Genomic DNA, 23,174 nt, shown 5'->3' with positions numbered 1-23,174 from the left:
TAAACATAAAATAGTCCCATATGGAATATTTAGATTTTGAATTACCTATTAAAGAGCTTGAAGAGCAACTACAAAAATGTCAGGTTATTGGAGAAGAAAGTGATGTAGATGTAACTCAAACTTGTAAACAAATAGAGAAAAAATTACAAGCGACCAAAAAAGATATATATAAAAATTTAACAGCTTGGCAACGTGTACAATTATCACGTCATCCAGATAGACCTTATACTTTAGATTACGTAAAAGCTTTATGTGGCGATACCTTTTTAGAGCTTCATGGGGATCGTAATTTCAAAGATGATAAAGCTATGATTGGTGGCTTAGGTAAAATTGGAGACCAGAGCTTCATGATTATTGGTCAGCAAAAAGGGTATAATACCAAAACACGTCAATACCGAAACTTTGGTATGGCAAACCCTGAAGGTTACCGTAAAGCTTTACGTTTAATGAAGTCTGCTGAAAAGTTTGGTATCCCAGTTTTAACTTTATTAGATACACCAGGTGCTTATCCAGGTTTAGAAGCGGAAGAACGCGGACAAGGTGAAGCAATTGCACGTAACATATTAGAAATGACACGTTTAAAAGTGCCAATTATTACTGTTGTTATTGGTGAAGGAGCTTCGGGTGGAGCTTTAGGAATTGGTGTAGGAGATAAAATTTTAATGTTAGAGAATACTTGGTATTCTGTAATTTCTCCAGAATCGTGTTCGTCTATTTTATGGCGTAGCTGGGAATTTAAAGAGCGTGCAGCAGATGCTTTAAAGTTAACTGCAACCGACATGAAGAAAATGAAAATTGTCGATGAGATCGTGAAAGAACCTTTAGGTGGAGCTCATAAGGATAGAGAAACAACGTATTCAACGGTTAAGAATGCTATTTTAGAAACCTACGACCAATTAAAAGGATTCTCAGAAAAAGATTTAGTAAATCAAAGAATCGAAAAATACGCAAATATTGGTGTTGTAAAAGGCTAAAATCTTCAACTTTATACATTAATTAAAATCTGAAGCTTAGCGGTTTCAGATTTTTTTTGTCTTGTTAACAATTATTTCGACTTATTAACAGTTTAATTGTTTAACACTTGTGAAGATTCAAAGTTTAAAAACCAACTATTTTAAAAAGTAATAGTCTAAATTCGCTCACTGTAAATTTGTAAATGCACTATTTTTTTTACTTATTAAAAAAACATTAATTTAATAAAATCGTTAGCACATTATGCAACAACCTAATCAATTAAAGGGCTACCAGGTTAATAAAAGTACTATCATTAATCTGGAAAAAGGTAAAATACCACCTCAGGCAATAGACCTGGAGGAGGTTGTTTTAGGAGCCATGATGATTGATAAAAAGGGAGTTGATGAGGTTATTGACATTTTAAGTCCCGATGCGTTTTACAAAGAAGCACATCAGCATATTTTTGAAGCTATTTTTATGTTGTTTCAAGAAAGTCAGCCTATCGATTTATTAACAGTTTCCAATCAGTTAAAAACAAATGGGAAATTAGAATTATCTGGAGGCGATTTTTATTTAATTTCCTTAACACAAAAAGTATCATCTTCGGCACATATTGAATTTCATGCACGTATCATTCTTCAAAAATTTATTCAAAGAAGTTTAATAAAAATTTCTAATGAAATAATTGAAGATTCTTACGATGAAACTAAAGATGTTTTCGATTTATTAGATAAAGCAGAATCTAGGTTATATGAAGTGACGCAAGGAAATATAAAGAAATCCAGCGAAACCGCACAGGACTTAGTACGCCAAGCAAAAACTAAAATTGAAGAAATTTCAAAAAAAGAAGGAATGAGTGGAATTCCTTCTGGCTTCGATAAGTTAGATGCTTTAACTTCAGGGTGGCAGGAAAGTGATTTAATTATTGTAGCAGCCCGTCCAGGTATGGGTAAAACCGCTCTAACACTTTCTATGGCTCGAAATATTGCTGTAAACCAAAATATTCCCGTGGCATTTTTCTCTTTAGAGATGGCTTCGGTACAATTAATTACCCGACTTATTTCTAGTGAAACCGGGCTTTCTTCAGAAAAATTAAGAACTGGAAAATTAGAAAAGCACGAGTGGGAACAGCTTAATGTAAAAGTTAAGGATTTAGAAAAAGCACCGCTTTTTATAGATGATACACCATCTCTTTCTATTTTCGATTTACGTGCAAAAGCAAGACGTTTAGCCTCGCAACACGGTATAAAAATGATTATTATAGATTACTTGCAGTTAATGACGGCTGCTGGTAATGGAGGTAATCGTGAACAAGAAATTTCTACAATTTCTAGAAACTTAAAGGCTTTAGCTAAAGAATTAAGTGTTCCTGTTATAGCGCTTTCACAATTGTCGCGTGCTGTAGAAACCCGTGGTGGTAGTAAACGACCATTATTATCCGATTTACGTGAATCTGGAGCGATTGAGCAGGATGCCGATATTGTAAGTTTTATTTACAGACCAGAATATTATAAGATTGATGAGTGGGATGATGATGAGCAAAGCCCAACTGAAGGTCAAGCCGAATTTATTGTGGCTAAACACAGAAATGGTGGTTTAGAAAATATAAGATTAAAGTTTATTGGTCATTTAGGAAAATTTGATAATTTAGACGACTTTAGCTCGCCTTTCGGACAAGAATTTCATAGTAAAATGAATGCTGCAGCTAACGATAAAACGTTTACACCAGATAGTTTTCCAGGAGCTAGTCCGAATGATGCTTTTGGAGATTTTAATGACGATGAAGATGATGGAATACCATTTTAATTAATAAAGAACACTTGTAAATCCTGCCCCAATGGATACTATTAAAACCACAAACCGACTATTATTAGTTTTAGTCATTCCTGTTATATTTTATTTAGCAAAAACGCTATCGTTTATATTAATTCCATTGGTGTCGTCAATGTTTATTGCATTGTTGTTTTTACCATTAATGCGTTTTCTTAGAAAAAAAGGAATCCCAAAAATTATAAGTATTCTAATTGTTATAGTAATTATAGCTTTGGGATTAAAACTTGGTTTAGAACTTGTAAAATTATCTGGACAACAAATATTAGCGTCCGACGCTACATTTTTTGATAAAGCACAATTAAAAATAAATAATTTAATTAGTGATATCAATCAGGTTTTTGGTGTAGAATCTACAAATAAAGATACCAGTTTATTACGACTTATAAATAAAGACGCAGCTATGAAACAGCTGTTTCCAACGGTAGGTTTTTTAGGTAGTTTTTTAACGGCTATTTTAATGACGGTTTTCTTTTCGGTATTATGGTTGGCAGATTCTATAGATATTCAAAAAGTATTGAATGCGACCATTTTAAAGAAAAAGCATACATCCGTTAAGACCTTCAGAAAAATTGAAAAAGATTTAATTAAGTTTATAAAAGTTAAGTTTTTAGTAAGTGCTTTAACCGGTTTAGGTACAGGTTTAGCGTGTTACTTTTTTGATGTGAGTTTTCCAATTTTTTGGGGACTGTTTGGTTTTTTAATCAATTTTGTGCAGATGGTTGGGTCTTTCGTGACTGTTATACTGTGTAGTCTTTTTGCTTTTGTGGAGTTAGAATTTAATAGTGTATTATTTTTCTTCGTACTATCAATTACAATGGTACAGGTGCTTTTTGGAAGTATATTAGAGCCCGTTTTTATGGGGAAATCTTTCTCTATAAATATTATAACAGTTTTGGTTATGCTAATGTTTTGGGGCTTCATTTGGGGTATTCCAGGATTAATTATGGCTATTCCAATAACAGTGTTTTTCAAAATTATATTCGAACAATTTCCAAATACAAAATTTGTAGCCTCGCTATTATCGGCTTCACCTAAATAGATTTTTTTAAAATAAGTGTAAGGCACAAAATTTGTTTATCTTTAAACTTTAAGGGTCATACATCTGTTGTCTATCATCTATGAGCAAAAAATCTTTTATAATTACTTTATTTATTCTACTGTTTTCGTTTAAAGCGGTTGCATCCTCAATTCTAATTCCTATGGATGCAGAATCTCAGGAAAATCACTTAAAAGCTTACGGTATTACCTATTGGGTTTTACTTCAAAATGTTAAAGTGAAATGGCTTTTAAATTATCGTGGAGGTTCTTTTTTATTACCAGATGCTGAAACGTTTAGGCGTGAATGCCAGATTAGAGGTGTTAGTTTTGAAGTTATTTCAGACAGTAACACGCAACAAATTTTGGAAGAAATAGAAAGTCCTAGCCAGAATATGGAAGCTATTGACCTCGAAAAAGCACCAAAAATTGCGGTTTATACACCTAAAGGTAAATTACCTTGGGATGATGCCGTTACTATGGTTTTAGAATATGCCGAGATTCCTTATGAAAAAGTATATGACGAAGAAGTTTTAAATGATGAATTGATTTTATATGATTGGTTACATCTTCATCATGAAGATTTTACGGGGCAATTTGGTAAATTTTATAGAAGCTTTAGAACGGCTTCCTGGTACATTGAAGAAAAAAAAGAAGCTGAAGCGCTTGCCGAAAAATTAGGTTATGCAAAAGTGTCTGAAGCAAAACGTGATGTCGCTTTAAAAATAAGAAACTATGTTCTTGGTGGCGGATTCATGTTTGCCATGTGTAGTGCAACCGATAGTTTTGATATTGCATTATCGGCCGAAGGTGTAGATATTTGTGAGCCTATGTTTGACGGAGATGCGAGTGAGCCTAATTACCAGTCTAAAATAGATTATAATAAAACCTTTGCTTTTAAAGATTATATTTTGGAAAGAAGTCCTATGGTATATGAATTCTCTAGTATAGACATGACTAATAAAAGAGACATCCCAAAAGAGTTAGATTATTTTTCTTTAATGGATTTTTCTGCAAAATGGGATCCTATTCCAACCATGCTTAACCAGAATCATACCGCTTTAGTAAAAGGCTTTATGGGGCAAACCACATCATTTACAAGAGAAGAAATTAAGAGTAATGTATTAGTTTTAGGCGAAAACAGAGCAAATGGTGAAGCCAAATACATTCATGGTATAAAAGGAAAAGGTTTTTTCACCTTTTATGGCGGACATGATCCAGAAGATTACCAGCATAGAGTAGGAGATCCTAAAACCGAACTAGAATTACATCCAACCTCTCCAGGTTATCGATTAATTTTAAACAACATTTTGTTTCCTGCAGCCAAAAAGAAAAAACAAAAGACTTAGTATGCGCTTTTTTATTTTTTTCTTCCTATTAACAATCAATTTCAATTATTCACAGTCAGACTTATTATTTAAAAAATCTGTAAATAGTCTTGAAAATAATAACATAGATTCTGCTGCTTATTACTACAGAAAGGCCTCTAAAATATCAAAAAACACAAATTCTAAATATGATATTTTATATGCTAAAGTTTTAAAAACTTTAGGAAAATTAGATAGTAGTTATTTTTATTTAGATAAAGCAGAAAAGCAAATTATAAAAAACAATGTTCCAGATAGTGTTTTACTTATTTATGCCCTAAAAGCAGAACTTTCTAGAAGTACGGTATCTCCAGCATTAAATAACAGTACTTTAAAAGATTCAGAACTATTTTATAATACAAACAAAAATAAATTTAATAACGTAAATATTGTAGCTTATTATCTTAATAGAAAAATAGCAAGTTTTAACGCATTTCATGCCAATAACAAAGATACCTTACAACTCATTTTAGAGACTTCAAAACAAATATTTAATTTAGATTCTCAAGTTGAAAATAAAGAGATTATTGCATACACATTAAACGAAATTGCACAGATTTACGAATATAAAATTAACGATAAATTAAGCTTAGAGCATTACAAAAAGGCAGAGCAATATTCAAAAGATAATGAACTTTGGTTACCTTATGTAGATAATAGTATAAACTATGCTAGATATTATCAAATTAAAGAACTAGATTCTAAAAAAGCCATAGACATTTTGTTAGAGGCAGAAAAGTATATAACATTAAATAACGATACACATCAAGCGTCTCAATTTTATCAATATTTAACCGATTTATATGCTTTAAGAGGAGAGTTTGAAGAAGCTTATGATTATTATAAAAAAACTTCATCTAAAAATATTGAAATTGAAAGTAGAAAAAACAATCTTTATATAAAGCAACTTGAATTTGAAAATAAAATATCTAATAAACAAAACGAACTTAATCTCCAAAAACAAAAACTTATAGATGCTAAAAAAACTCAAAAATTATTTTATTTAATAGTCTTTATGGTTTTAATAAGTTTATGTGTTTTGATTTTTTACAATAATAAAATAAATAAGAAAAATAAAGAATTAAAACATTTATCTAATGAAAATGAGTTTTTGTTAGGCGAAGCCAATCATAGAATTAATAATAATTTACAGCTTATAACCATTTTAATTTCTGAAGAATTAGAAAAGTATAACGAAAGTAATTCTGATGGTATAAAAAAGATTCTTTCAAAAGTGGAGTCTATTTCAACTTTACATCGGCACTTATATAAATCTGAAAATAAGAAGAAGATAAATATTCAACAATACTTATTAGAAATTAAAAATAATTTTCACGATTTATTTAAAGAACATCATATAAATCATCTATTCGACGTAGAATCTTTTGAAGTAGATACCGATGTTTCTATGTATTTAGGTCTTTTATTAACAGAGCTTTACATTAATACCATAAAACATGCTTTTCAAAAAAACCAATTAAAAAGAGAAGTAGAGTTTCATCTTATTAAAAACGAAAATAATTTTACTTTTATATATTCTAATAATGGTGAAAATAAAATGGATAAAAACGATACACCAAAATTAATTTCTACAATTTGCCGCCAGCTAAAAGTTAATTTTGAAATTGAAACGTCATCAGGCTTTAAAATTAAATTTTTAAAAAACATCTAACAATATGGTTTTTTCTAAAAAAATTCTAATTGTAGAAGATGAAATAATGATTTCAGATTTTATTTTTAAAATGTTAAACAATTCTGGTTTTACCAACGTTAAAGTTGCAAATAATAGCGAAGATGCATTATTCACAATAAATAATTTCAAACCAGAAATTTTACTTTTAGATATTAATGTTGAAGGAAAAGATTCTGGAATAGAATTAGCTAAACAAAAAAACATAGAAGCAAACGTTATTTATATAACAGCCCAAAACGACAATGCAACTATACAAAAAGCTATAGCTACAAATCCAATAACTTACCTTACAAAGCCTTTAAAAAAAACCGATCTTTTAGCCGCAATACAGTTAGCAAATTTTAAAACTAAAACTCAAAGCATACTAATAAAAGATGGTTTTGAAGAAATTAAACTTTCTTTAGACGATTTATTATTTATTAAAAGCGATGGAAATTATATAGATATTTATACTAATACAAAAAAAATAAGTATCCGTGAATCTTTAGAAAAATTTTATGAAAAGTTAGATGAAAATCAATTTCTTAGAATACATCGTTCTATAATTATAAATCAAAATAAAATTACCAAAAAAACGGCTACAAGTGTGTTTATATATACTACGGAATTGCCTATTTCAAGAAATTACAAAAAAAATATAGAAATGTAATTCACATACAAAAGTCTGTATTCCATAACATATAAATTACAGATATTCTTTAAAAAAATACTTTTGTTTCATCAACCACAAATTTTAAGTTTATGAAACAGAAGTTTTACACCACATTTATTGTACTTTTTCTAAGTTGTTTTGTTAAATCTCAAAATGCTACACACTTAAATTTTGATGGATTAGATGATAGAGTTACTATACCATATAATAATGCATTTAATTTTACTATCGGTACCGTAGAAGCTTGGGTTTATATAGAGGCAAATTCTGATAATAAATCTGTTGTTAGTTATAGAGAAAATGCAAATTCATCTCAAACGCGATGGAGTTTATTTATCAATGAAAATGATAACAGAATTGGTATTTACGATGGAACTTCTTACAGCTCAATTTTTTATACTTTAAATCCAAATACTTGGTATCATATAAGATGGAGTATTAATTCTACTAGAACGTCAGTTTTTGTAAATGGAAATTTACAGGGTTTTGTTTTTAAAACTATAAATGATGTATCAATAAATGTACCTTTAACTATTGGAGCACCATCTAGTAATGGAGTAGATTTAAACGAATATTTTAAAGGGCATATTGAAGATGTTAGAATTTGGAATGGCTTAGTTACTTCAGATTTTAATTGTGAATTAGAAGGTAATGAAGCAGGATTAGTTGCGTATTATAAATTTAATCAAGGTGTAGATTCAGGATCTAATACAAGTGAAACAACTATTTATGATGCAACAGCTAATGGTTTTAACGGGACATTAAATAATTTTGCTTTGTCTGGTTCTAATTCAAATTGGTTAGGTGGTTCTCCATTATCATCATTAGAAGCGCCATTAGTTAGTACACCTATAAATTATGCCTATGGAGAAACAACTGCTCCATTAATAGCCACTTCAGGAGGATCTGGATTGTTATGGTATACCAGTGAAACTGGAGGAACAGGTTCGTCGACTGCGCCAACTCCAGATACTACAATTTCTGGGACAACTTCCTACTGGGTTTCAAGCACATATAATGATGGTTGTGAGAGTACTCGATCAAAAATTGATGTAAATGTAACTTATCTTGCTACGCATTTAAATTTTGATGGTGTTAACGATTATGTGCAGATTCCTAATGAAAGTAATTTTGATTTTACAAATCAAATGACCATTGAATTTTGGATGAATTCTAATACGTTACCAGAACAATGGGACGCATTAATAACAAAAGGAGATAATAGCTGGAGAGTTGCTTTAACAGCTACAGGAACAATTGCTTTTGCTGGTACGAACGCTTTTACAGATTTTTATTCGACTACTTCTGTAACCGATGGAAATTGGCATCATATTGCAACAACTTACGATGGAACAACTGCAAAAATATATGTGGATGGTGTTTTAGAAAATCAAGTTGGAGCTACAGCTTTTATAAACAACTCTACATTTAATGTCGCAATAGGTGAAAATCTTGAATCTACAGGCAGATATTTTAAAGGAAATATAGATGACCTTCGTATTTGGAATATAGTAAGAAACACTACTCAAATAAATGCTGAAATGAATTGCGAGTTATTTGGTAATGAGTTAGGCTTAATAGCTTACTATCAGTTTAATCAAGGTCAAGATCCTGCCGATAATTCTGGTATTAACAGTTTAATAGATAAAACTACAAATAGTAATAATGGCGTTTTAAATAATTTTGCTTTAAATGGTTCAACTTCAAATTGGTTATCGGGTTCTCCTGTAAATTCTGGTTCGATAATTCCAAATAATCCCATAGTATCACCAAACATTGCATATAATTTAGGAGATACAGCTTCACCTTTAACAGCAAATGTTGGTGCAAATGGTACAGGATTATTATGGTACACGAGTTCAAATGGAGGTTCAGGCTCTACTACAGCACCAACACCATCTACAGCAATTGTAGGGAATACTTCGTATTGGGTTTCTTCAACTAATTCAAATGGTTGTGAAAGTTCAAGAGTTGAAATTGTTGTAACTGTTAATCCTTCAGTTTCTCCACCTAAAACTTTATGGTTAACTCAAATCTATACTGGTAATGATAAAACTTTGGCAGATTTACAAGTAACAGGTACCTCTATAAAATGGTATGATGCTTTAACCGATGGAAATTTATTGCCAATTTCAACAATTTTAACAGATGATAGTACATATTTCGCTTCGCAAACTATTAGCGGAACAGAAAGCTATACTCGTTTACCTATAGTAGTTAATAGAATTTTAGATGACTCGCAAACCATAAATTCTAATAGTACAATTAATGATATTGTTACCACTCCAAGTTTAGGTTCTGGTGTGCAATGGTTTACAAGTCCTACTGGTGGAGTTTCTTTACAAAGTACTGATGTTTTAAGTACAGGTACATATTATGTAGAGCAAAATAGCTTGGATTATGTTGAAACGGTGTATAGTGAAATAGATCCCTTTGGAATTGACATTCAATCTGATGGTAAAATAGTTTATTCAAAATTTAATTTTTCAGATAGTCAGGTAAGAAGAATAGATGCTGATGGCAGTAATTTAGAAACACTAGGTAGTGGGTTTTTAATGCCTCGTGGTATAGCGATACAGCCAGACAATAAAATAATTATTGCAGATATGTTTAATAATGCTGTTAAAATTATGAATCAAGACGGCTCAAACATATTACAATTAGGTGGTGGTTTTAACGGACCAAGTGGAGTTGCAATACAAACAGATGGTAAAATAATTGTAGCAGATTATAATAACAACGTTGTTAAACGAATGGATGCGGATGGTTCTAACATCATAACATTAGGTAGCGTATTTAGTAATCCATCTGATGTAGCAGTACAATCAGACGGTAAGATAATTGTAGTTGATCAAAATGGAATCAAACGTATTTATTCAGATGGTTCTAATTTAGAAACCTTAATTACTGGTTCTTTCGGAGGTGTAGCAATTCAAATTGATGATAAAATTGTTTTTTCAGATATTAGCAGTAATACAATTAAGAGAATAGATGCAGACGGTACAAATATCATTACTCTGGCAACAGGTTTTAATGTTCCACAACAAATGGCTATACAACAAGACGGAAGAATTGTAATTGCAGATTATGATAACCATTCAATAAAAAGAATAGTTGCTCCAAGCAATAGAGTTCCTGTTTTAATTACTTCAATATTAAATTCACAGATATACACTGGAGACGATAAAACTTTAGCCGATGTAGAAATAACAGGAGACAGTATTCAATGGTATAATTCTCCAACCGGTGGAAGCTTATTACCAAGTAATACAAGTTTGGTAGATGAAGCGACTTATTATGCTTCACAAACAATAAATGGAAGCGAAAGCTCATTAAGGTTAGATGTAACAGTAAATAGAATTTCAGATAATTCTCAAACATTTAATTACCCTGCAACGGTTGCTAATTTAGTAAGTGATCCACTTCCAAATACATATGGTAGTTGGTTTGAAACCGAAACTGCAACATCACCTATTGCAACAGGAACACCTATAACGAATGGCATTTATTATGTAACTCAAGTAACTCACGGATTTAATACTGAAGACTTAGGTTCTGGTTTTATTAATCCATTTGATACAACTGTACAACAAGACGGAAAAATTTTAGTTGCAGACTCACAAAATAACGTTGTGAAACGTATGGATGCAGACGGCACAAATATAGAATCATTAGGAGTTTTTGGAGTTCCTATTGGTGTTACTACACAATCTGATGGTAAAATAATAGTGTCGAGTAACGATTATACCATTAAGAGAATGAATTCAGACGGTTCAAATATTGAAATATTATTAGAAGCAGATACGTCTACATTTCCAGTAGAATATATAAGATCATATGGTATAGCAGTGCAAACAGATGGGAAGATATTGTTTACAGATAACTTTACCAATTCCGTAAAAAGAATGAACCCAGATGGTTCAAATATTGAAATTCTTGGAAGCGGATTTAATAACCCAAGAGGCGTTGCAGTTCAAGCAGACGGTAAAATAATTATTGCAGATACAGGAAATAATGCTATTAAAAGAATGGATGCTAATGGTTTAAACATTGTTACTCTAGGAAGTGGATTTAATTCACCTCACAAAGCAGAAGTCCAACCTGATGGAAAAATTATAATTTCAGATACTGGGAATGATGCCATAAAACGCATGAATGCCGATGGAACAAACATTGTTACTTTAATTAATGGACTTAACTCACCAATAGGTCTTGCAATTGAAGCAAATGATAATATTATTTTAACAGATTCTAACGACAATCTTGTAAAACGAATTCTTCAATTTAATGCAACAGAAACCAACAGAGTTCCTGTAAATGTAGATGTTACCACGTTAAGTACTTCTAGTTTTGAGTTAGATAATTTTAAAATCTACCCAAACCCAACATCAGGACTATTTACTATAAAAACAGATAAAGCATTAAATGTTGAGGTGTATGATGTCACAGGAAGATTAATTTTAAAAGATGCCTTACAAACCACAAAAACACTTTCTTTAGAAAAACAAGAAGCAGGACTTTATCTAATTCATTTAAAAAATAATTTAGGACAATTTGCAACAATTAAAATGATTAAAATTTAATGAAATCTATAATAAAAACTAATATAAATGTATTGTTAGTACTTATCTATATAATAGTACTTGTAGTTGCTTTAAATCTATATTTTAGTTGAGCTTAAAAAATTAGATTTTAAAAGAGGTTATCCTTAAAGGTAGCCTCTTTTTTTTAATGGAATTTTGATAATTCTTAATTAAGATTCATAAAAAAAAATTAAATCGTTTGATAAAACAAACTATAACTTTACATTCGATTTAATTTTGTAGATTTATTACATGTACAATATAGGGTTTTATATAAAACGATTTTTTTCATTACTTTTTACATCCATAATATTCTGGTGTTTAGCGTTTTCTTTTTTTATAATGATACGTTATTTTGCTTTTAGCCAAGAAATTACAGAAAACAATAACGACCAAATCCCAATAACCCAATGGTTAGACTTTGGTATTTGGATAGGTGTAGTTTTAGGTATTTTTTATGGCATTATAGAGTTTTTGTTTGAGCGTTATCTTTTAAAAAAGCAATCTATTTTTTTAATTATTTTAGAAAAGGCCTTCCTGTATCTTATTATTTTAATTTTATCTACTACGTTTATTTCTTTTTTGGTTGAAAGTAGATTAGATAAAGATATTCCTAATGGTTCTTTATGGTGGTTAAGGAGTAATACCTTTTGGCTTGTAGTTGGGTATTTTATTATTATGTCTCAAATTTTGGCTTTTTATAAAATGGCAAACAAAAAATTTGGAAATGGGGTTTTATTCAATTTATTAATTGGATACTATAAAAATCCGCAGGAAGAAAAGCGAATTTTTATGTTTCTAGATTTAAAATCTTCAACAACAATAGCTGAGCAATTAGGACATTTAAAATATAGTAGACTTATTCAAGATTGTTTTTACGATCTTAATATGGTTTTAAATAGGTATAGTGCTGAAGTTTATCAATATGTAGGTGATGAAGCGGTTATTAATTGGAAATATAAACGAGGCATTAAAAACAACAATTGTTTGAAAATTTATTTTGCTTTTAATGCTAGAATTCAACGTAGAAAAAAATACTACTTAAAAAAATATGGTGTTTTACCTAACTTTAAAGCAGGCGTACATGGCGGAATTTTAACTGTAACAGAGGTTGGTGTTGTTAAAAAGGAAATTGCCTATCATGGAGATGTAATTAATACGTGTTCACGTATTCAAGAAGAATGTAATACTTATGGTGTATCACTTTTAATTTCAGATGATATTTTTAAAGAGGTGAAAAAATCCACTTACAAGTTCAGCAACCTAGGGAACATTTTATTAAAAGGAAAAGAGGAACCACTAAAAATTTATTCGGTAGAGCTTGAATAAAATTAAAGTATTTGTCTTTCAAATTAATGATTATCTCAAATTAACTGAGACAAAATATGTTCCACACCTTGCTCTTTATGGCTTAAGGTGAGATACGTTGCAACAGCTTTAACATCTGGATGCGCATTTGCCATAGCATAGCTATATTTAGCACGTTGCAGCATTTCTATATCATTTTTATAGTCTCCAAATACCATAGTTTCTTCGGGTAAAATGTCAAATTTTTCTTGTATGTAAGAAATAGCATGACCCTTATGCGCTAAGTTTTCAGAAATATCTACCCAATGATTTGCACTAACTTTAACTTTAAATTCATTTTCTAAATGTTTCACATGTGGGTATATAAATTGTTCAGAACTTTCACTATGAAATAAGGCAATTTTATAAATAGGTTCCTTAATTTCGGCCTCATCCGAAACACAGACATATTCTGGATAATATTCTTTAAGTAAAGATCTAAATACTTCATTACTTTTTTTAATATACACTTGATGTCTACCACAGTATACCGGAAATGTATTATCTAATTGAGAAATTAAGTGTACTAAATTTTTAAAATTATGAGTTAGAATTGGAGTAGAAACTAGTAGTTTTTCTTTTTGTATAGCAATTGCACCATTTTCAGAAACTACAATGATGTCTTTTTTTATAGCGTTTAATTTTTCTGATATACTTTTATGTGTACGTCCACTTGCGGCAACAAATAATATATTTTTAGCTTTTAGTTGTTTAAATAAACTAAAAAACTTTGTACTCACTTCATGATCTGCATTTAACAGGGTACCATCCATATCGGAAACGATAAGTTTAATATTAGCTTGTTTAAGCATAAAGTTTTTAAATAGATTTATAAAAAGTTGTTTTTTTAAAATTGTACAAGATAATATGTATATTTAAAATGTTTAATTTTTTTACAATTAATATGGATAATCCTTTTTTAATTGGGTTTTTAATAAGCGTTTTGGGTTTATTTTTGTTGTTAATAAATACGCTGTTATTTGTATACTTAAAAAAAAATATTGCTACTAATATTACTTTCAACTTACTAGTTGTGTTTTTAATATCCTATTTTATAATAGAATTTATATGTAATATATTAGGGTTTCTAAAACCCGCTTCAAATATATTTGTTTCCCATTTTGCTTTTAACATACAGTTTTTATTATTAAGTGCTTTCTTTTATAAATTATTTAATCAGAACGGCATAAAAAAAATGGTAATTGTAGCTTATGTTATTTATATAATAATTAACGGTTTATTATATTTTTTAAGACCACAATTGTTTTGGGAGTTCAATTTATTTGAAATATCATATATTTCATTTGCAATTATAGGCTACACGCTTATACATATCTATAACAATTTGGGTGAAAATAAAAAATACTTTTATTTTACAATAGGTTTGTCTACATATATGCTTTCGAGTAGCTTAATATTTTTAACGGGAAATATTGAGTTGGTTTTTTACGAAAACCCATATATAGACATTTGGGTTTTTAATTCCTTATTCTTTATAGTCTATCAAATTTTAATATTTAAGGAATGGAGATATATACGTCAAGTAAATGCAAATAATAATTAAAAATCAATTTTTATTGCTCATTACAGTACTTGTAATTTTTCTTTTTTTTATAAGCATTATCATAGTGGTATTTATTGTAAAATCTAGAAAAAAAGTATATGATAAGGAGATTGAGAAAAAAGATTTAGAATTAAAATTTCAGAAAGAAATTTTACAAAAAACAATACTTGCACAAGAAGATGAAAGAAAACGAATTGCTCAAGATTTGCATGATGACATAAGCTCAAACTTAACCGCAATTTTATTAAATTCATATTTGTTAGAATCTGATAAAACATCAATAAATAAAAAAGCAGTAACTATTAAAAAAGTTATAGAAATTACAAAAAGTACAATTGATTCTTCTAGAAAGATTGCACATAATTTATTTCCCCCAGTTTTAGAGAAATTTGGTTTAGAACAAGCTTTAGAAGAATTAGTAGATATGTATAATTCAAGTGGACAACTACAAATTAGGATTAACAATAATTGTAATTTCCAGCTATTAAACAAACAAAAGAATATGCATATTTTTAGAATTTTACAGGAATTAATTAATAATTCAGTAAAACATGGAGAAGCAAAACATATTGATATTTTTTTTGATGATTTAAATTATTGTACTTATAGAGATGATGGGATTGGATTTGATGCTACTAAATTAGATTTAAATACAGGATTAGGTTTTTCGAATATTAAAAACAGAATTGATGATATGAATGGGAGTTTTGTTTTAAATACATTTATTGGAAAAGGGTTTGAAATAAAATTTAATTTTAATTGAATTTGATAGATATTTATATAGTAGAGGATGAAATTTTAATACGAGAAGGTATTAAAGCTATACTTTCTCAAGAAAAAAAGTACAGAGTAGTAAAAGAATTTAACAATGGAAATACTTTTTTAGAATATATACTTAAAGCTAAAACATTACCAGATATAGTTTTAATGGATATAAGGATGCCTGTTTTAAACGGAGTTGAAGCTACAAAACAAGTCATAGAACAATTTCCAGATTTAAAAATTATTGCTCTGTCCAATTATGTATCTAATATATTTGTAACAAATATGCTTGGTGTTGGTGCAGCAGGCTATTTACCCAAGAGTGTAACGCCAGATCAACTTTTTAAAACATTAAATTTAGTCATAACAAATGGTTTTTATTATGATAATGACATATTAAATCTATTATACAAAAAACAAAAATCCTCTACAAGTATTTTATTTAAAGAACAATTAACTCCAAGAGAAATAGAAGTACTTAAATTAATTTGTAGTCAAAAAAGTGCTGTAGAAATTGGAGAACTACTACATATTAGCCCAAGAACAGTAGACGGACATAGAAATAATTTGTTACTTAAAACAGAATCAAAAAATTTAGTAGGACTTGTTGTATTTGCAATGAAAAACAACCTGTTTCTACCTGAATTTTAAAATACTACTCTAATTTCAGGTTGATTTGCGCATATATAATTTAAATTAGACTCATAAGTTTGTTTCATAACTAATCTATATTATTATGAAACTAAAACTTTACTTTTTATTATGTACTCTTTTTCACTTGAGTAGCTATTCTCAAACTTTAGATCAATCTTATGCACCGGCTAGTATGGGTGGCGGAATTTTTTCTGTAAGTTCTACTCAAAATGTAGGTCAATCATTTACAGCTGGACTAAATGGAAATTTAAGCCAAGTTAATTTAAGATTAATAAATAGTACTGCTGCACCATCTACCACTTTTATACCAGGTGATTTTCAGCTTAGAATTTTTGAAGGTAGCGGTTATGGAGGTACCGTATTAAATACAACAGTAATTAATATAACTAGTGTTCCTACGAGCTATATTGAGCAAGTCATTACACTTTCAAGTGCAATCCCTATTACATCAGGAAATCAATATACTATAGATTTTAGGGGTATAGACGGAACGGTTGGCATCCAAGGAGCTAATCCTGGATATAGCGGAGATTTCTTTTTTGCCAATGGTAATACTGCTTTAGCAAATAGTTACGATTTATGGTTTAAAACTTTTGTTGCTACCCCAACCCCTGCAACACATTTAAATTTTGACGGAATAAATGATTCTGTAGATTTAGGGAATTCTTTAACTACATATTTTACTGGAAGAACTGAAGTTACTTTAGAAGCTTGGGTGAGATCTGAAACCACATCAGAGTTAGGGGTTATTGTAGGTAACTATTCTAATCCTACTTCTAATGGAACTATGCAAATGTTATTAAGAAGAGATGCTGGTGCTTATGCGTTTTGGGTAGATAATGGATCTGGTTTTACAAACGTTCAGACAGCACCAGGAAGTGTGTTACTAAATACTTGGCAACACGTTGCAGGTACATGGGATGGTACCACAATGAGAATTTATTTAGATGGAGCTTTAGTAGCTTCAACAACTCATTCAGGCGCTTTTCCTGCATCACCTAATGAATTTGCAATAGGATATAATGCATTTTCCGGAGCTAATGAAAAATTTGATGGAGATATCGATGATCTTCGTATTTGGGATATTACTAGGGCTATTGAGCAAATTAATGGTTCTAAAGACTGTGAACTTCAAGGAAATGAATCTGGTTTATTAGCGTATTATAACTTCAATCAAGGAATAAGTCAAGCAGATAACAGTGGTGTAACTACTTTAATAGATAATACTTCTAATGGCTATGACGGTAATTTAACTAATTTTACCTTAAATGGAGCAAGTTCAAACTGGTTGTCAGGTTCTGTAGTAACAACTGGCTCTATAGTGCCTTCAATTCCTAGTGTAACTTCTCCTGTAACTTATAATGAAGGAGATACTGCAACACCTTTAACAGCAACTGTCGGAGCAAATGGTACAGGTTTATTATGGTATACTTCTGCAACAGGAGGAACAGGATCTTCAACTGCACCAACACCAAGTACTGCAAGTTCAGGTAGTACGTCATATTGGGTTTCTAGCGTTAATGCAAATGGTTGTGAAAGTGATAGAGTAGAGATGGTAGTTAATGTTAATGCAACCGCTACTCATTTAAATTTTGATGGAACAGATGATAGAGTTAATATTGGAAATACATTAGCAACTACATTTAATGGAGGAAACTTCTTTACGGTTGAAGCGTATATTAATATTCCAAATACTACAGGTTTAAAAACTATTTTTAATAATCATGATGGAGGACCTAATACACAACTTAATTTAAGAGTTAATAATAATACCTTAGAAGGTTTTATGGGATTTGGTACTTATGTAGCTAATTCTGGGTCTAACACTCTATCTGTAAATACATGGTATCATGTAGCAATGGTTTATAACGATTCTACTTTAAAACTATATTTAGATGGAGTGGAAGTTGCTAGTACTAACGTACCTTTAAGTTACTCATTAATTAATTCATCTCAAACGTATGCAATTGGAGCTTCAGGTTATTCAACAGAAGTTTTCTTAGGAGATATTGATGAGCTTAGAGTTTGGAATAGAGCATTGCCTGTAGCAGAAATACAAAATAATATGAATTGTGAATTACCAAACGTAAGTACACAAAATGGACTGTTACGTTATTATCAGTTTAATCAAGGGTTTGACAGCGCTAACAATATGTCTGTCACAACATTACCTGATATTTCAAACAGTGCAAATAATGGGACATTGTCAAACTTTTCACTTAATAATGCAACTTCAAACTGGAAATCTGGAAGTGTTGTTATGACGGGAAATCAATGTACAACGCTATCTGTAAACGACTATACTGTTATAGAGGAAAATTTCAAACTTTATCCAAACCCTACAGCTGATATTTTAAAAATTTCAAACGCAAAAAGGTCTAAGTGCAATGTAGATATAATAGATATAAATGGAAGAGTTCTAATGTCTAAGAGTTTTAATGAAACTCATTCAGAAATGAATCTTGGAAACTTAGCAACCGGAGTTTATATTGTTAAAATACGTACGAACTCAATTGAAATAGTTAAGAGAGTCATTAAGAAATAGTTTAGATTAATAAATTTTAAAAAGAGTCCTAATACTTTATTAGGGCTTTTTTTGTGGCTATATATTAAGGATTAATGCTTTAAAAATAAAAAAATCCGATTCGTAAGAATCGGATTTTAAATTATAAGTGAAAAAGTTATTAATTAGGCAAAAGCCTTATTTTACTTTGTTTACAATTGCTTCAAAAGCTTCTGGGTTATTCATCGCTAAATCTGCTAAAACCTTACGGTTTAATTCGATATTATTAGCTTTAAGTTTCCCCATAAATTTTGAATAAGACATTCCATGTAATCTTGCACCTGCGTTAATACGCGTAATCCATAATGCACGGAAAGTTCTTTTCTTGTTTCTACGGTCTCTGTATGCATATTGCATAGCTTTGTCAACCGCATTTTTTGCTACTGTCCAAACGTTTTTACGACGTCCGAAGTAACCTTTTGCTTGTTTAAGCACCTTTTTTCTTCTGGCTCTTTTGGCTACAGAATTTACTGATCTAGGCATAGTTTAATTGTTTTTTTGTAGTAGGCAATCACTAGGTGATATTTTATATTCAATTAAGAATGCCTAACTCCAGGGTTTATAAATATTAATTTAACCGATTAAAATTTAATTACTTTAAACGTAATTGAATTTTAATGTTATTCTCGTCCGCTTTATGAACTAATCCATCATGCGTTAGAGCTAGCTTACGTTTTTTAGACTTCTTTGTTAAGATGTGGCTTTTAAACGCGTGCTTTCTTTTAATTTTACCAGTACCAGTAAGCTTGAAACGCTTTTTAGCACTAGATTTTGTTTTCATTTTAGGCATCTTGTTTCCTAGGTTTTATTATTTCACTTATAATAAGGTAACACTGAAATTTTTTCAGCGTAATATGATTTAGTTACTAATGTAACTGTAATTTATTTTTTTGGAGCTAAAAACATGGTCATACGCTTACCTTCTAATTTAGGCATTTGTTCAACCTTACCAAACTCTTCTAAATCTTGTGCTAAACGTAATAAAAGGATTTGTCCTTGTTCTTTAAAAACGATAGATCGTCCTTTAAAGAATACAAATGCTTTTAATTTGGCACCTTCTTTTAAGAATTTTTCGGCATGTTTCTTTTTAAACTCATAGTCATGATCATCCGTTTGTGGTCCAAATCTAATTTCTTTAACCACAACTTTACTTGCTTTAGCTTTTATCGCTTTATCACGCTTCTTTTGCTCATAAAGGAACTTTTTATAGTCCATGACTTTACAAACAGGAGGATCTGCTTTAGGTGAAATTTCTACAAGATCAAGTTCCTGTTCTTGCGCTATTTTTAATGCATCTCTTGTGTCGTAAACACCAATCTCTACATTGTCGCCAACTAATCGTACTTTTTCAGATCTAATATTTCTATTAATTTTGTGTTGATCTTCTTTTACAACTCTTAATGGGCCTCTTGAATTTCTTCTTCTAATTGCTATGACTTTATAATTTAAATTAAACTTTATTTTAAAATTGCTTCAATGTTTTATTTATCTCGGCAGTAATTAATTCTGAGAATTTATCTACACTAATCGTGCCTAAATCCTCTCCGCCGTGTTTTCTAACCGAAATGGTTCCTTCGTTTTCTTCACTTTCTCCTAAAATGACCATGTAGGGCACTTTATTCATTTCTGCTTCGCGAATTTTCTTACCAATCGTCTCGCTTCTGTTATCAATTACGGCGCGAATTTCGTGATTTTCAAGCAAATCTAAAACTTTTTGACCGTAATTCTCATATTTTTCGCTTAAAGTTAACACAGAAACTTGAGTTGGCATTAACCAAAGTGGGAAATTACCAGCGGTATGCTCTAATAAAATAGCTATAAAACGTTCCATACTGCCAAACGGAGCTCTATGAATCATCACAGGTCGGTGAGTTTCATTGTCACTTCCTTTGTAAGTTAATTCAAAACGCTCTGGCAGGTTGTAATCTACTTGTATAGTTCCAAGTTGCCACTGTCTTCCTAAGGCATCTTTAACCATAAAGTCAAGTTTCGGTCCGTAAAAAGCAGCTTCACCTTCTTCAATTACAAAATTTAATCCTTTGTCTTTAGCTGCATTAATTATCGCTTGTTCTGCTTTTTCCCAGTTGGCAACCTCTCCAATATATTTCTTAGGAGTTTTAGGGTCTCTAATAGATACTTGTGCTGTAAAGTTTTCAAAGCCTAAAGATCCAAATACATATAGGACAAGATCAATTACATTTTTAAACTCACTATCTAGTTGTTCTGGAGTACAAAATATATGAGCATCATCTTGGGTAAACCCTCTAACTCGGGTTAAACCGTGTAATTCTCCACTTTGTTCATATCGATACACCGTTCCAAATTCAGCAAAACGCTTAGGTAAATCTTTATAAGACCATTGTTGATTATTATATATTTCGCAATGGTGTGGGCAGTTCATAGGTTTTAACAAAAACTCTTCATCTGCTTTTGGAGTAGTAATTGGTTGAAAACTATCTTCGCCATACTTAGCATAGTGTCCAGAAGTAACATAAAGTTCTTTTTGTCCAATATGTGGGGTAACAACCATTTCGTATCCAGCCTTCTTCTGCGCTTTCTTTAGAAAGTTTTCTAAACGTTCTCTTAAAGCAGCTCCTTTAGGCAACCATAAAGGTAAACCTTGTCCTACTTTTTGTGAAAAAGTGAAAAGTTGAAGTTCTTTTCCTAATTTTCTGTGATCTCTTCTTTTCGCTTCTTCTAATAGTTCCAGGTATTCTGTAAGTTCTTTTTGTTTTGGGAAGCTAATTCCATACACTCGAGTTAATTGTTTGTTCTTTTCATCACCTCTCCAATAAGCTCCTGCAACAGATAAAATTTTTACGGCTTTTATAATCCCTGTGTTTGGGATATGTCCTCCTCTACATAAGTCAGTAAATGTGGAATGGTCGCAAAATGTAATTGTACCATCTTCAAGATTTTCAATTAATTCAGTCTTGTAAGGATTATCTTTATAGAGTTGAAGTGCTTCAGCTTTTGAAGCTTCTCTCATACTAAACTCATGTTTTCCACGAGCAATTTCAATCATTTTGTTTTCTATAGTTTTGAAATCTTTATCAGAAACTACATGGTCACCAAAATCTACGTCATAATAGAATCCATTTTCAATAGCCGGACCTATAGTCAGTTTGACTCCTTTATATAATTCCTCAATAGCTTGTGCTAGTACGTGAGCAGAAGAATGCCAGAAGGCTTTTTTTCCCTCAGTATCATTCCAGCTATAAAGCGTTAATAACCCATCGGTTGTTAATGGGGTAGTGGTTTCAACTACGGTATCATTAAACTTTGCTGAAATAATATTTCTCGCTAAACCTTCACTAATACTTTTAGCAACGTCTATAGGAGTAGAGTTTTTTTCAAACTCTTTAATCGAGCCATCTGGTAATGTAATTTTAATCATTATATATAGGTGATAATTTTAATGCAAATATACTATGTTGAATATAGTCGTGCAATACTTTATATATATAATGAGGGTAGAAATTACCGATTATAAAAGCAGAGCATTTAAATTCGAGTTTTACGGGGCGAGATTATTTCAGTGCACCAGGGTATCCATATAGGGATTTCACGGTTCGATTTGGCTTGGTTTGGGATTTCTTTTTATAATAGAGAAGTAAAGAAGAAAAAAATAAAAAAAAAGTTTCTGGTATAAAGCTCTGATAATTTGGTAATTAAAAGGGTTGGAAAAAATAAAATAAAAAAAGGTAAAAAAAAGTATTGTCAGATTAAAAAAGGGATTTATATTTGCACCCCGAAACACACTAGTCGTGTTGAGAAACGTTCAGAAATTTGCAGAGTAATTAAGAAGTAATAAAAGAAATATTTTTTAAAAAAATGTTTTGGAATTACAAAAAGAGTTGTATGTTTGCACTCCTTAAAAACGAGTAAGTTTTTTAGACGAAAAGTTCATTTAGATTTATTGATTATTTAGTTTTGAAAAAAAATAAAAAAACTTTAAAAAAAGTTTTGCAGTTTCAAAATAGGGTGTATATTTGCAGCCGCTTAGATAAGCAACTATTTAAGAGAAGAAAAAAGTTCATAGACATATTGAATTGACAGCGTTAAAATATTGGAAACAATATTTTAGAATTAAGAGAATAAATCATTATGAGTTACAAATTTATAATCGTTTAAATAATATTTAAAATTTAACGATGAAGAGTTTGA

At 30.3% G+C, this 23,174-nt stretch carries 16 protein-coding genes, 1 rRNA gene and 1 pseudogene (1 of these 18 only partly in view); 13 read left to right on the top strand and 5 right to left on the bottom strand.

The window, feature by feature from the left end; translation table 11 throughout:
* Positions 1–20: 20 nt before the first annotated feature.
* From C7H52_RS06575 to C7H52_RS06540, 8 genes are all read left to right on the top strand, one after another.
* Positions 21–974, top strand: coding sequence for an acetyl-CoA carboxylase carboxyltransferase subunit alpha (locus C7H52_RS06575; protein WP_106463109.1), 954 nt, complete (start codon positions 21–23; stop codon positions 972–974).
* A gap of 241 nt (positions 975–1,215) precedes the next feature.
* Positions 1,216–2,760: a replicative DNA helicase gene (dnaB, locus tag C7H52_RS06570; protein WP_106463108.1), complete on the top strand. Its 1,545-nt coding sequence runs from the start codon at positions 1,216–1,218 to the stop codon at positions 2,758–2,760.
* Between the two features lie 31 nt (positions 2,761–2,791).
* A complete protein-coding gene (locus tag C7H52_RS06565; protein ID WP_106463107.1) occupies positions 2,792–3,826 on the top strand; it encodes an AI-2E family transporter in 1,035 nt (344 codons plus the stop codon).
* 160 nt (positions 3,827–3,986) lie between these two features.
* A complete protein-coding gene (locus C7H52_RS06560) occupies positions 3,987–5,171 on the top strand; it encodes an asparagine synthetase B (RefSeq protein ID WP_106463106.1) in 1,185 nt (394 codons plus the stop codon).
* 1 nt (position 5,172) lies between these two features.
* Positions 5,173–6,861 carry a sensor histidine kinase gene (locus tag C7H52_RS06555; protein WP_106463105.1) on the top strand — a complete coding sequence of 563 codons (1,689 nt, stop codon included), beginning with the start codon at positions 5,173–5,175 and terminating at the stop codon, positions 6,859–6,861.
* A gap of 4 nt (positions 6,862–6,865) precedes the next feature.
* Positions 6,866–7,531: a LytR/AlgR family response regulator transcription factor gene (locus C7H52_RS06550; RefSeq protein WP_106463104.1), complete on the top strand. Its 666-nt coding sequence runs from the start codon at positions 6,866–6,868 to the stop codon at positions 7,529–7,531.
* A gap of 92 nt (positions 7,532–7,623) precedes the next feature.
* Positions 7,624–12,117, top strand: a complete 4,494-nt coding sequence (locus C7H52_RS06545; RefSeq protein ID WP_106463103.1) for a LamG-like jellyroll fold domain-containing protein — start codon at positions 7,624–7,626, stop codon at positions 12,115–12,117.
* 342 nt (positions 12,118–12,459) lie between these two features.
* Positions 12,460–13,446, top strand: coding sequence for an adenylate/guanylate cyclase domain-containing protein (locus C7H52_RS06540; protein WP_245918573.1), 987 nt, complete (start codon positions 12,460–12,462; stop codon positions 13,444–13,446).
* A gap of 35 nt (positions 13,447–13,481) precedes the next feature.
* On the opposite strand, the gene C7H52_RS06535 is transcribed toward C7H52_RS06540, so the two are convergent.
* Entirely contained in the window at positions 13,482–14,276 is a 795-nt protein-coding gene (locus tag C7H52_RS06535; RefSeq protein ID WP_106463101.1) for an HAD family hydrolase, read from the bottom strand.
* A 735-nt stretch (positions 14,277–15,011) separates the two neighbouring features.
* Between C7H52_RS06535 and C7H52_RS06525 the strand changes: the two genes are divergently transcribed.
* The 3 genes from C7H52_RS06525 (at position 15,012) to C7H52_RS06515 (ending at position 18,989) form a co-directional block, all read left to right on the top strand.
* Positions 15,012–15,791 (top strand): sensor histidine kinase, encoded by a 780-nt coding sequence (locus tag C7H52_RS06525; RefSeq protein ID WP_106463099.1) that lies wholly within the window; start codon positions 15,012–15,014, stop codon positions 15,789–15,791.
* Positions 15,788–16,441, top strand: a complete 654-nt coding sequence (locus C7H52_RS06520; RefSeq protein WP_106463098.1) for a response regulator — start codon at positions 15,788–15,790, stop codon at positions 16,439–16,441. The genes C7H52_RS06525 and C7H52_RS06520 overlap by 4 nt, the downstream gene beginning before the upstream one ends.
* A gap of 85 nt (positions 16,442–16,526) precedes the next feature.
* Complete coding sequence (locus C7H52_RS06515; RefSeq protein WP_106463097.1) at positions 16,527–18,989, top strand: LamG-like jellyroll fold domain-containing protein; 2,463 nt, start codon at positions 16,527–16,529, stop codon at positions 18,987–18,989.
* A gap of 156 nt (positions 18,990–19,145) precedes the next feature.
* Here C7H52_RS06515 and rplT read toward each other — a convergent pair whose 3' ends face one another.
* From rplT to thrS, 4 genes are all read right to left on the bottom strand, one after another.
* Positions 19,146–19,490: a 50S ribosomal protein L20 gene (gene rplT, locus C7H52_RS06510; protein WP_106463096.1), complete on the bottom strand. Its 345-nt coding sequence runs from the start codon at positions 19,488–19,490 to the stop codon at positions 19,146–19,148.
* Positions 19,491–19,599: 109 nt separating this feature from the next.
* Positions 19,600–19,797, bottom strand: coding sequence for a 50S ribosomal protein L35 (gene rpmI, locus C7H52_RS06505; protein WP_106463095.1), 198 nt, complete (start codon positions 19,795–19,797; stop codon positions 19,600–19,602).
* A gap of 92 nt (positions 19,798–19,889) precedes the next feature.
* Positions 19,890–20,435 (bottom strand): translation initiation factor IF-3, encoded by a 546-nt coding sequence (gene infC, locus C7H52_RS06500; RefSeq protein ID WP_262494500.1) that lies wholly within the window; start codon positions 20,433–20,435, stop codon positions 19,890–19,892.
* 34 nt (positions 20,436–20,469) lie between these two features.
* On the bottom strand, positions 20,470–22,404 hold the full coding sequence (thrS, locus tag C7H52_RS06495; protein WP_106463093.1) for a threonine--tRNA ligase: 1,935 nt from the start codon (positions 22,402–22,404) through the stop codon (positions 20,470–20,472).
* Between the two features lie 92 nt (positions 22,405–22,496).
* Here thrS and C7H52_RS06490 point away from each other — a divergent pair.
* Positions 22,497–22,613, top strand: a pseudogene (locus C7H52_RS06490) (putative porin); the annotation flags it as partial.
* A gap of 545 nt (positions 22,614–23,158) precedes the next feature.
* Positions 23,159–23,174, top strand: a 16S ribosomal RNA gene (locus C7H52_RS06485); it runs 1,502 nt beyond the window's last position.

The sequence above is a fragment of the Aurantibacter aestuarii genome (assembly GCF_003008425.1).
GTDB lineage: Bacteria > Bacteroidota > Bacteroidia > Flavobacteriales > Flavobacteriaceae > Aurantibacter > Aurantibacter aestuarii.
This window is presented reverse-complemented; position numbering and strand designations above follow the sequence as displayed.

Bases quoted from the DNA above. Each gene is read 5' to 3' on its own strand.
- C7H52_RS06575 (WP_106463109.1), top strand. From the start codon at position 21: ATGGAATATTTAGATTTTGAATTACCTATTAAAGAGCTTGAAGAGCAA.
- dnaB (WP_106463108.1), top strand. From the start codon at position 1,216: ATGCAACAACCTAATCAATTAAAGGGCTACCAGGTTAATAAAAGTACT.
- C7H52_RS06565 (WP_106463107.1), top strand. From the start codon at position 2,792: ATGGATACTATTAAAACCACAAACCGACTATTATTAGTTTTAGTCATT.
- C7H52_RS06560 (WP_106463106.1), top strand. From the start codon at position 3,987: ATGGATGCAGAATCTCAGGAAAATCACTTAAAAGCTTACGGTATTACC.
- C7H52_RS06555 (WP_106463105.1), top strand. From the start codon at position 5,173: ATGCGCTTTTTTATTTTTTTCTTCCTATTAACAATCAATTTCAATTAT.
- C7H52_RS06550 (WP_106463104.1), top strand. From the start codon at position 6,866: ATGGTTTTTTCTAAAAAAATTCTAATTGTAGAAGATGAAATAATGATT.
- C7H52_RS06545 (WP_106463103.1), top strand. From the start codon at position 7,624: ATGAAACAGAAGTTTTACACCACATTTATTGTACTTTTTCTAAGTTGT.
- C7H52_RS06540 (WP_245918573.1), top strand. From the start codon at position 12,460: ATGATACGTTATTTTGCTTTTAGCCAAGAAATTACAGAAAACAATAAC.
- C7H52_RS06535 (WP_106463101.1), bottom strand. From the start codon at position 14,276: ATGCTTAAACAAGCTAATATTAAACTTATCGTTTCCGATATGGATGGT.
- C7H52_RS06525 (WP_106463099.1), top strand. From the start codon at position 15,012: ATGCAAATAATAATTAAAAATCAATTTTTATTGCTCATTACAGTACTT.
- C7H52_RS06515 (WP_106463097.1), top strand. From the start codon at position 16,527: ATGAAACTAAAACTTTACTTTTTATTATGTACTCTTTTTCACTTGAGT.
- rplT (WP_106463096.1), bottom strand. From the start codon at position 19,490: ATGCCTAGATCAGTAAATTCTGTAGCCAAAAGAGCCAGAAGAAAAAAG.
- rpmI (WP_106463095.1), bottom strand. From the start codon at position 19,797: ATGCCTAAAATGAAAACAAAATCTAGTGCTAAAAAGCGTTTCAAGCTT.
- thrS (WP_106463093.1), bottom strand. From the start codon at position 22,404: ATGATTAAAATTACATTACCAGATGGCTCGATTAAAGAGTTTGAAAAA.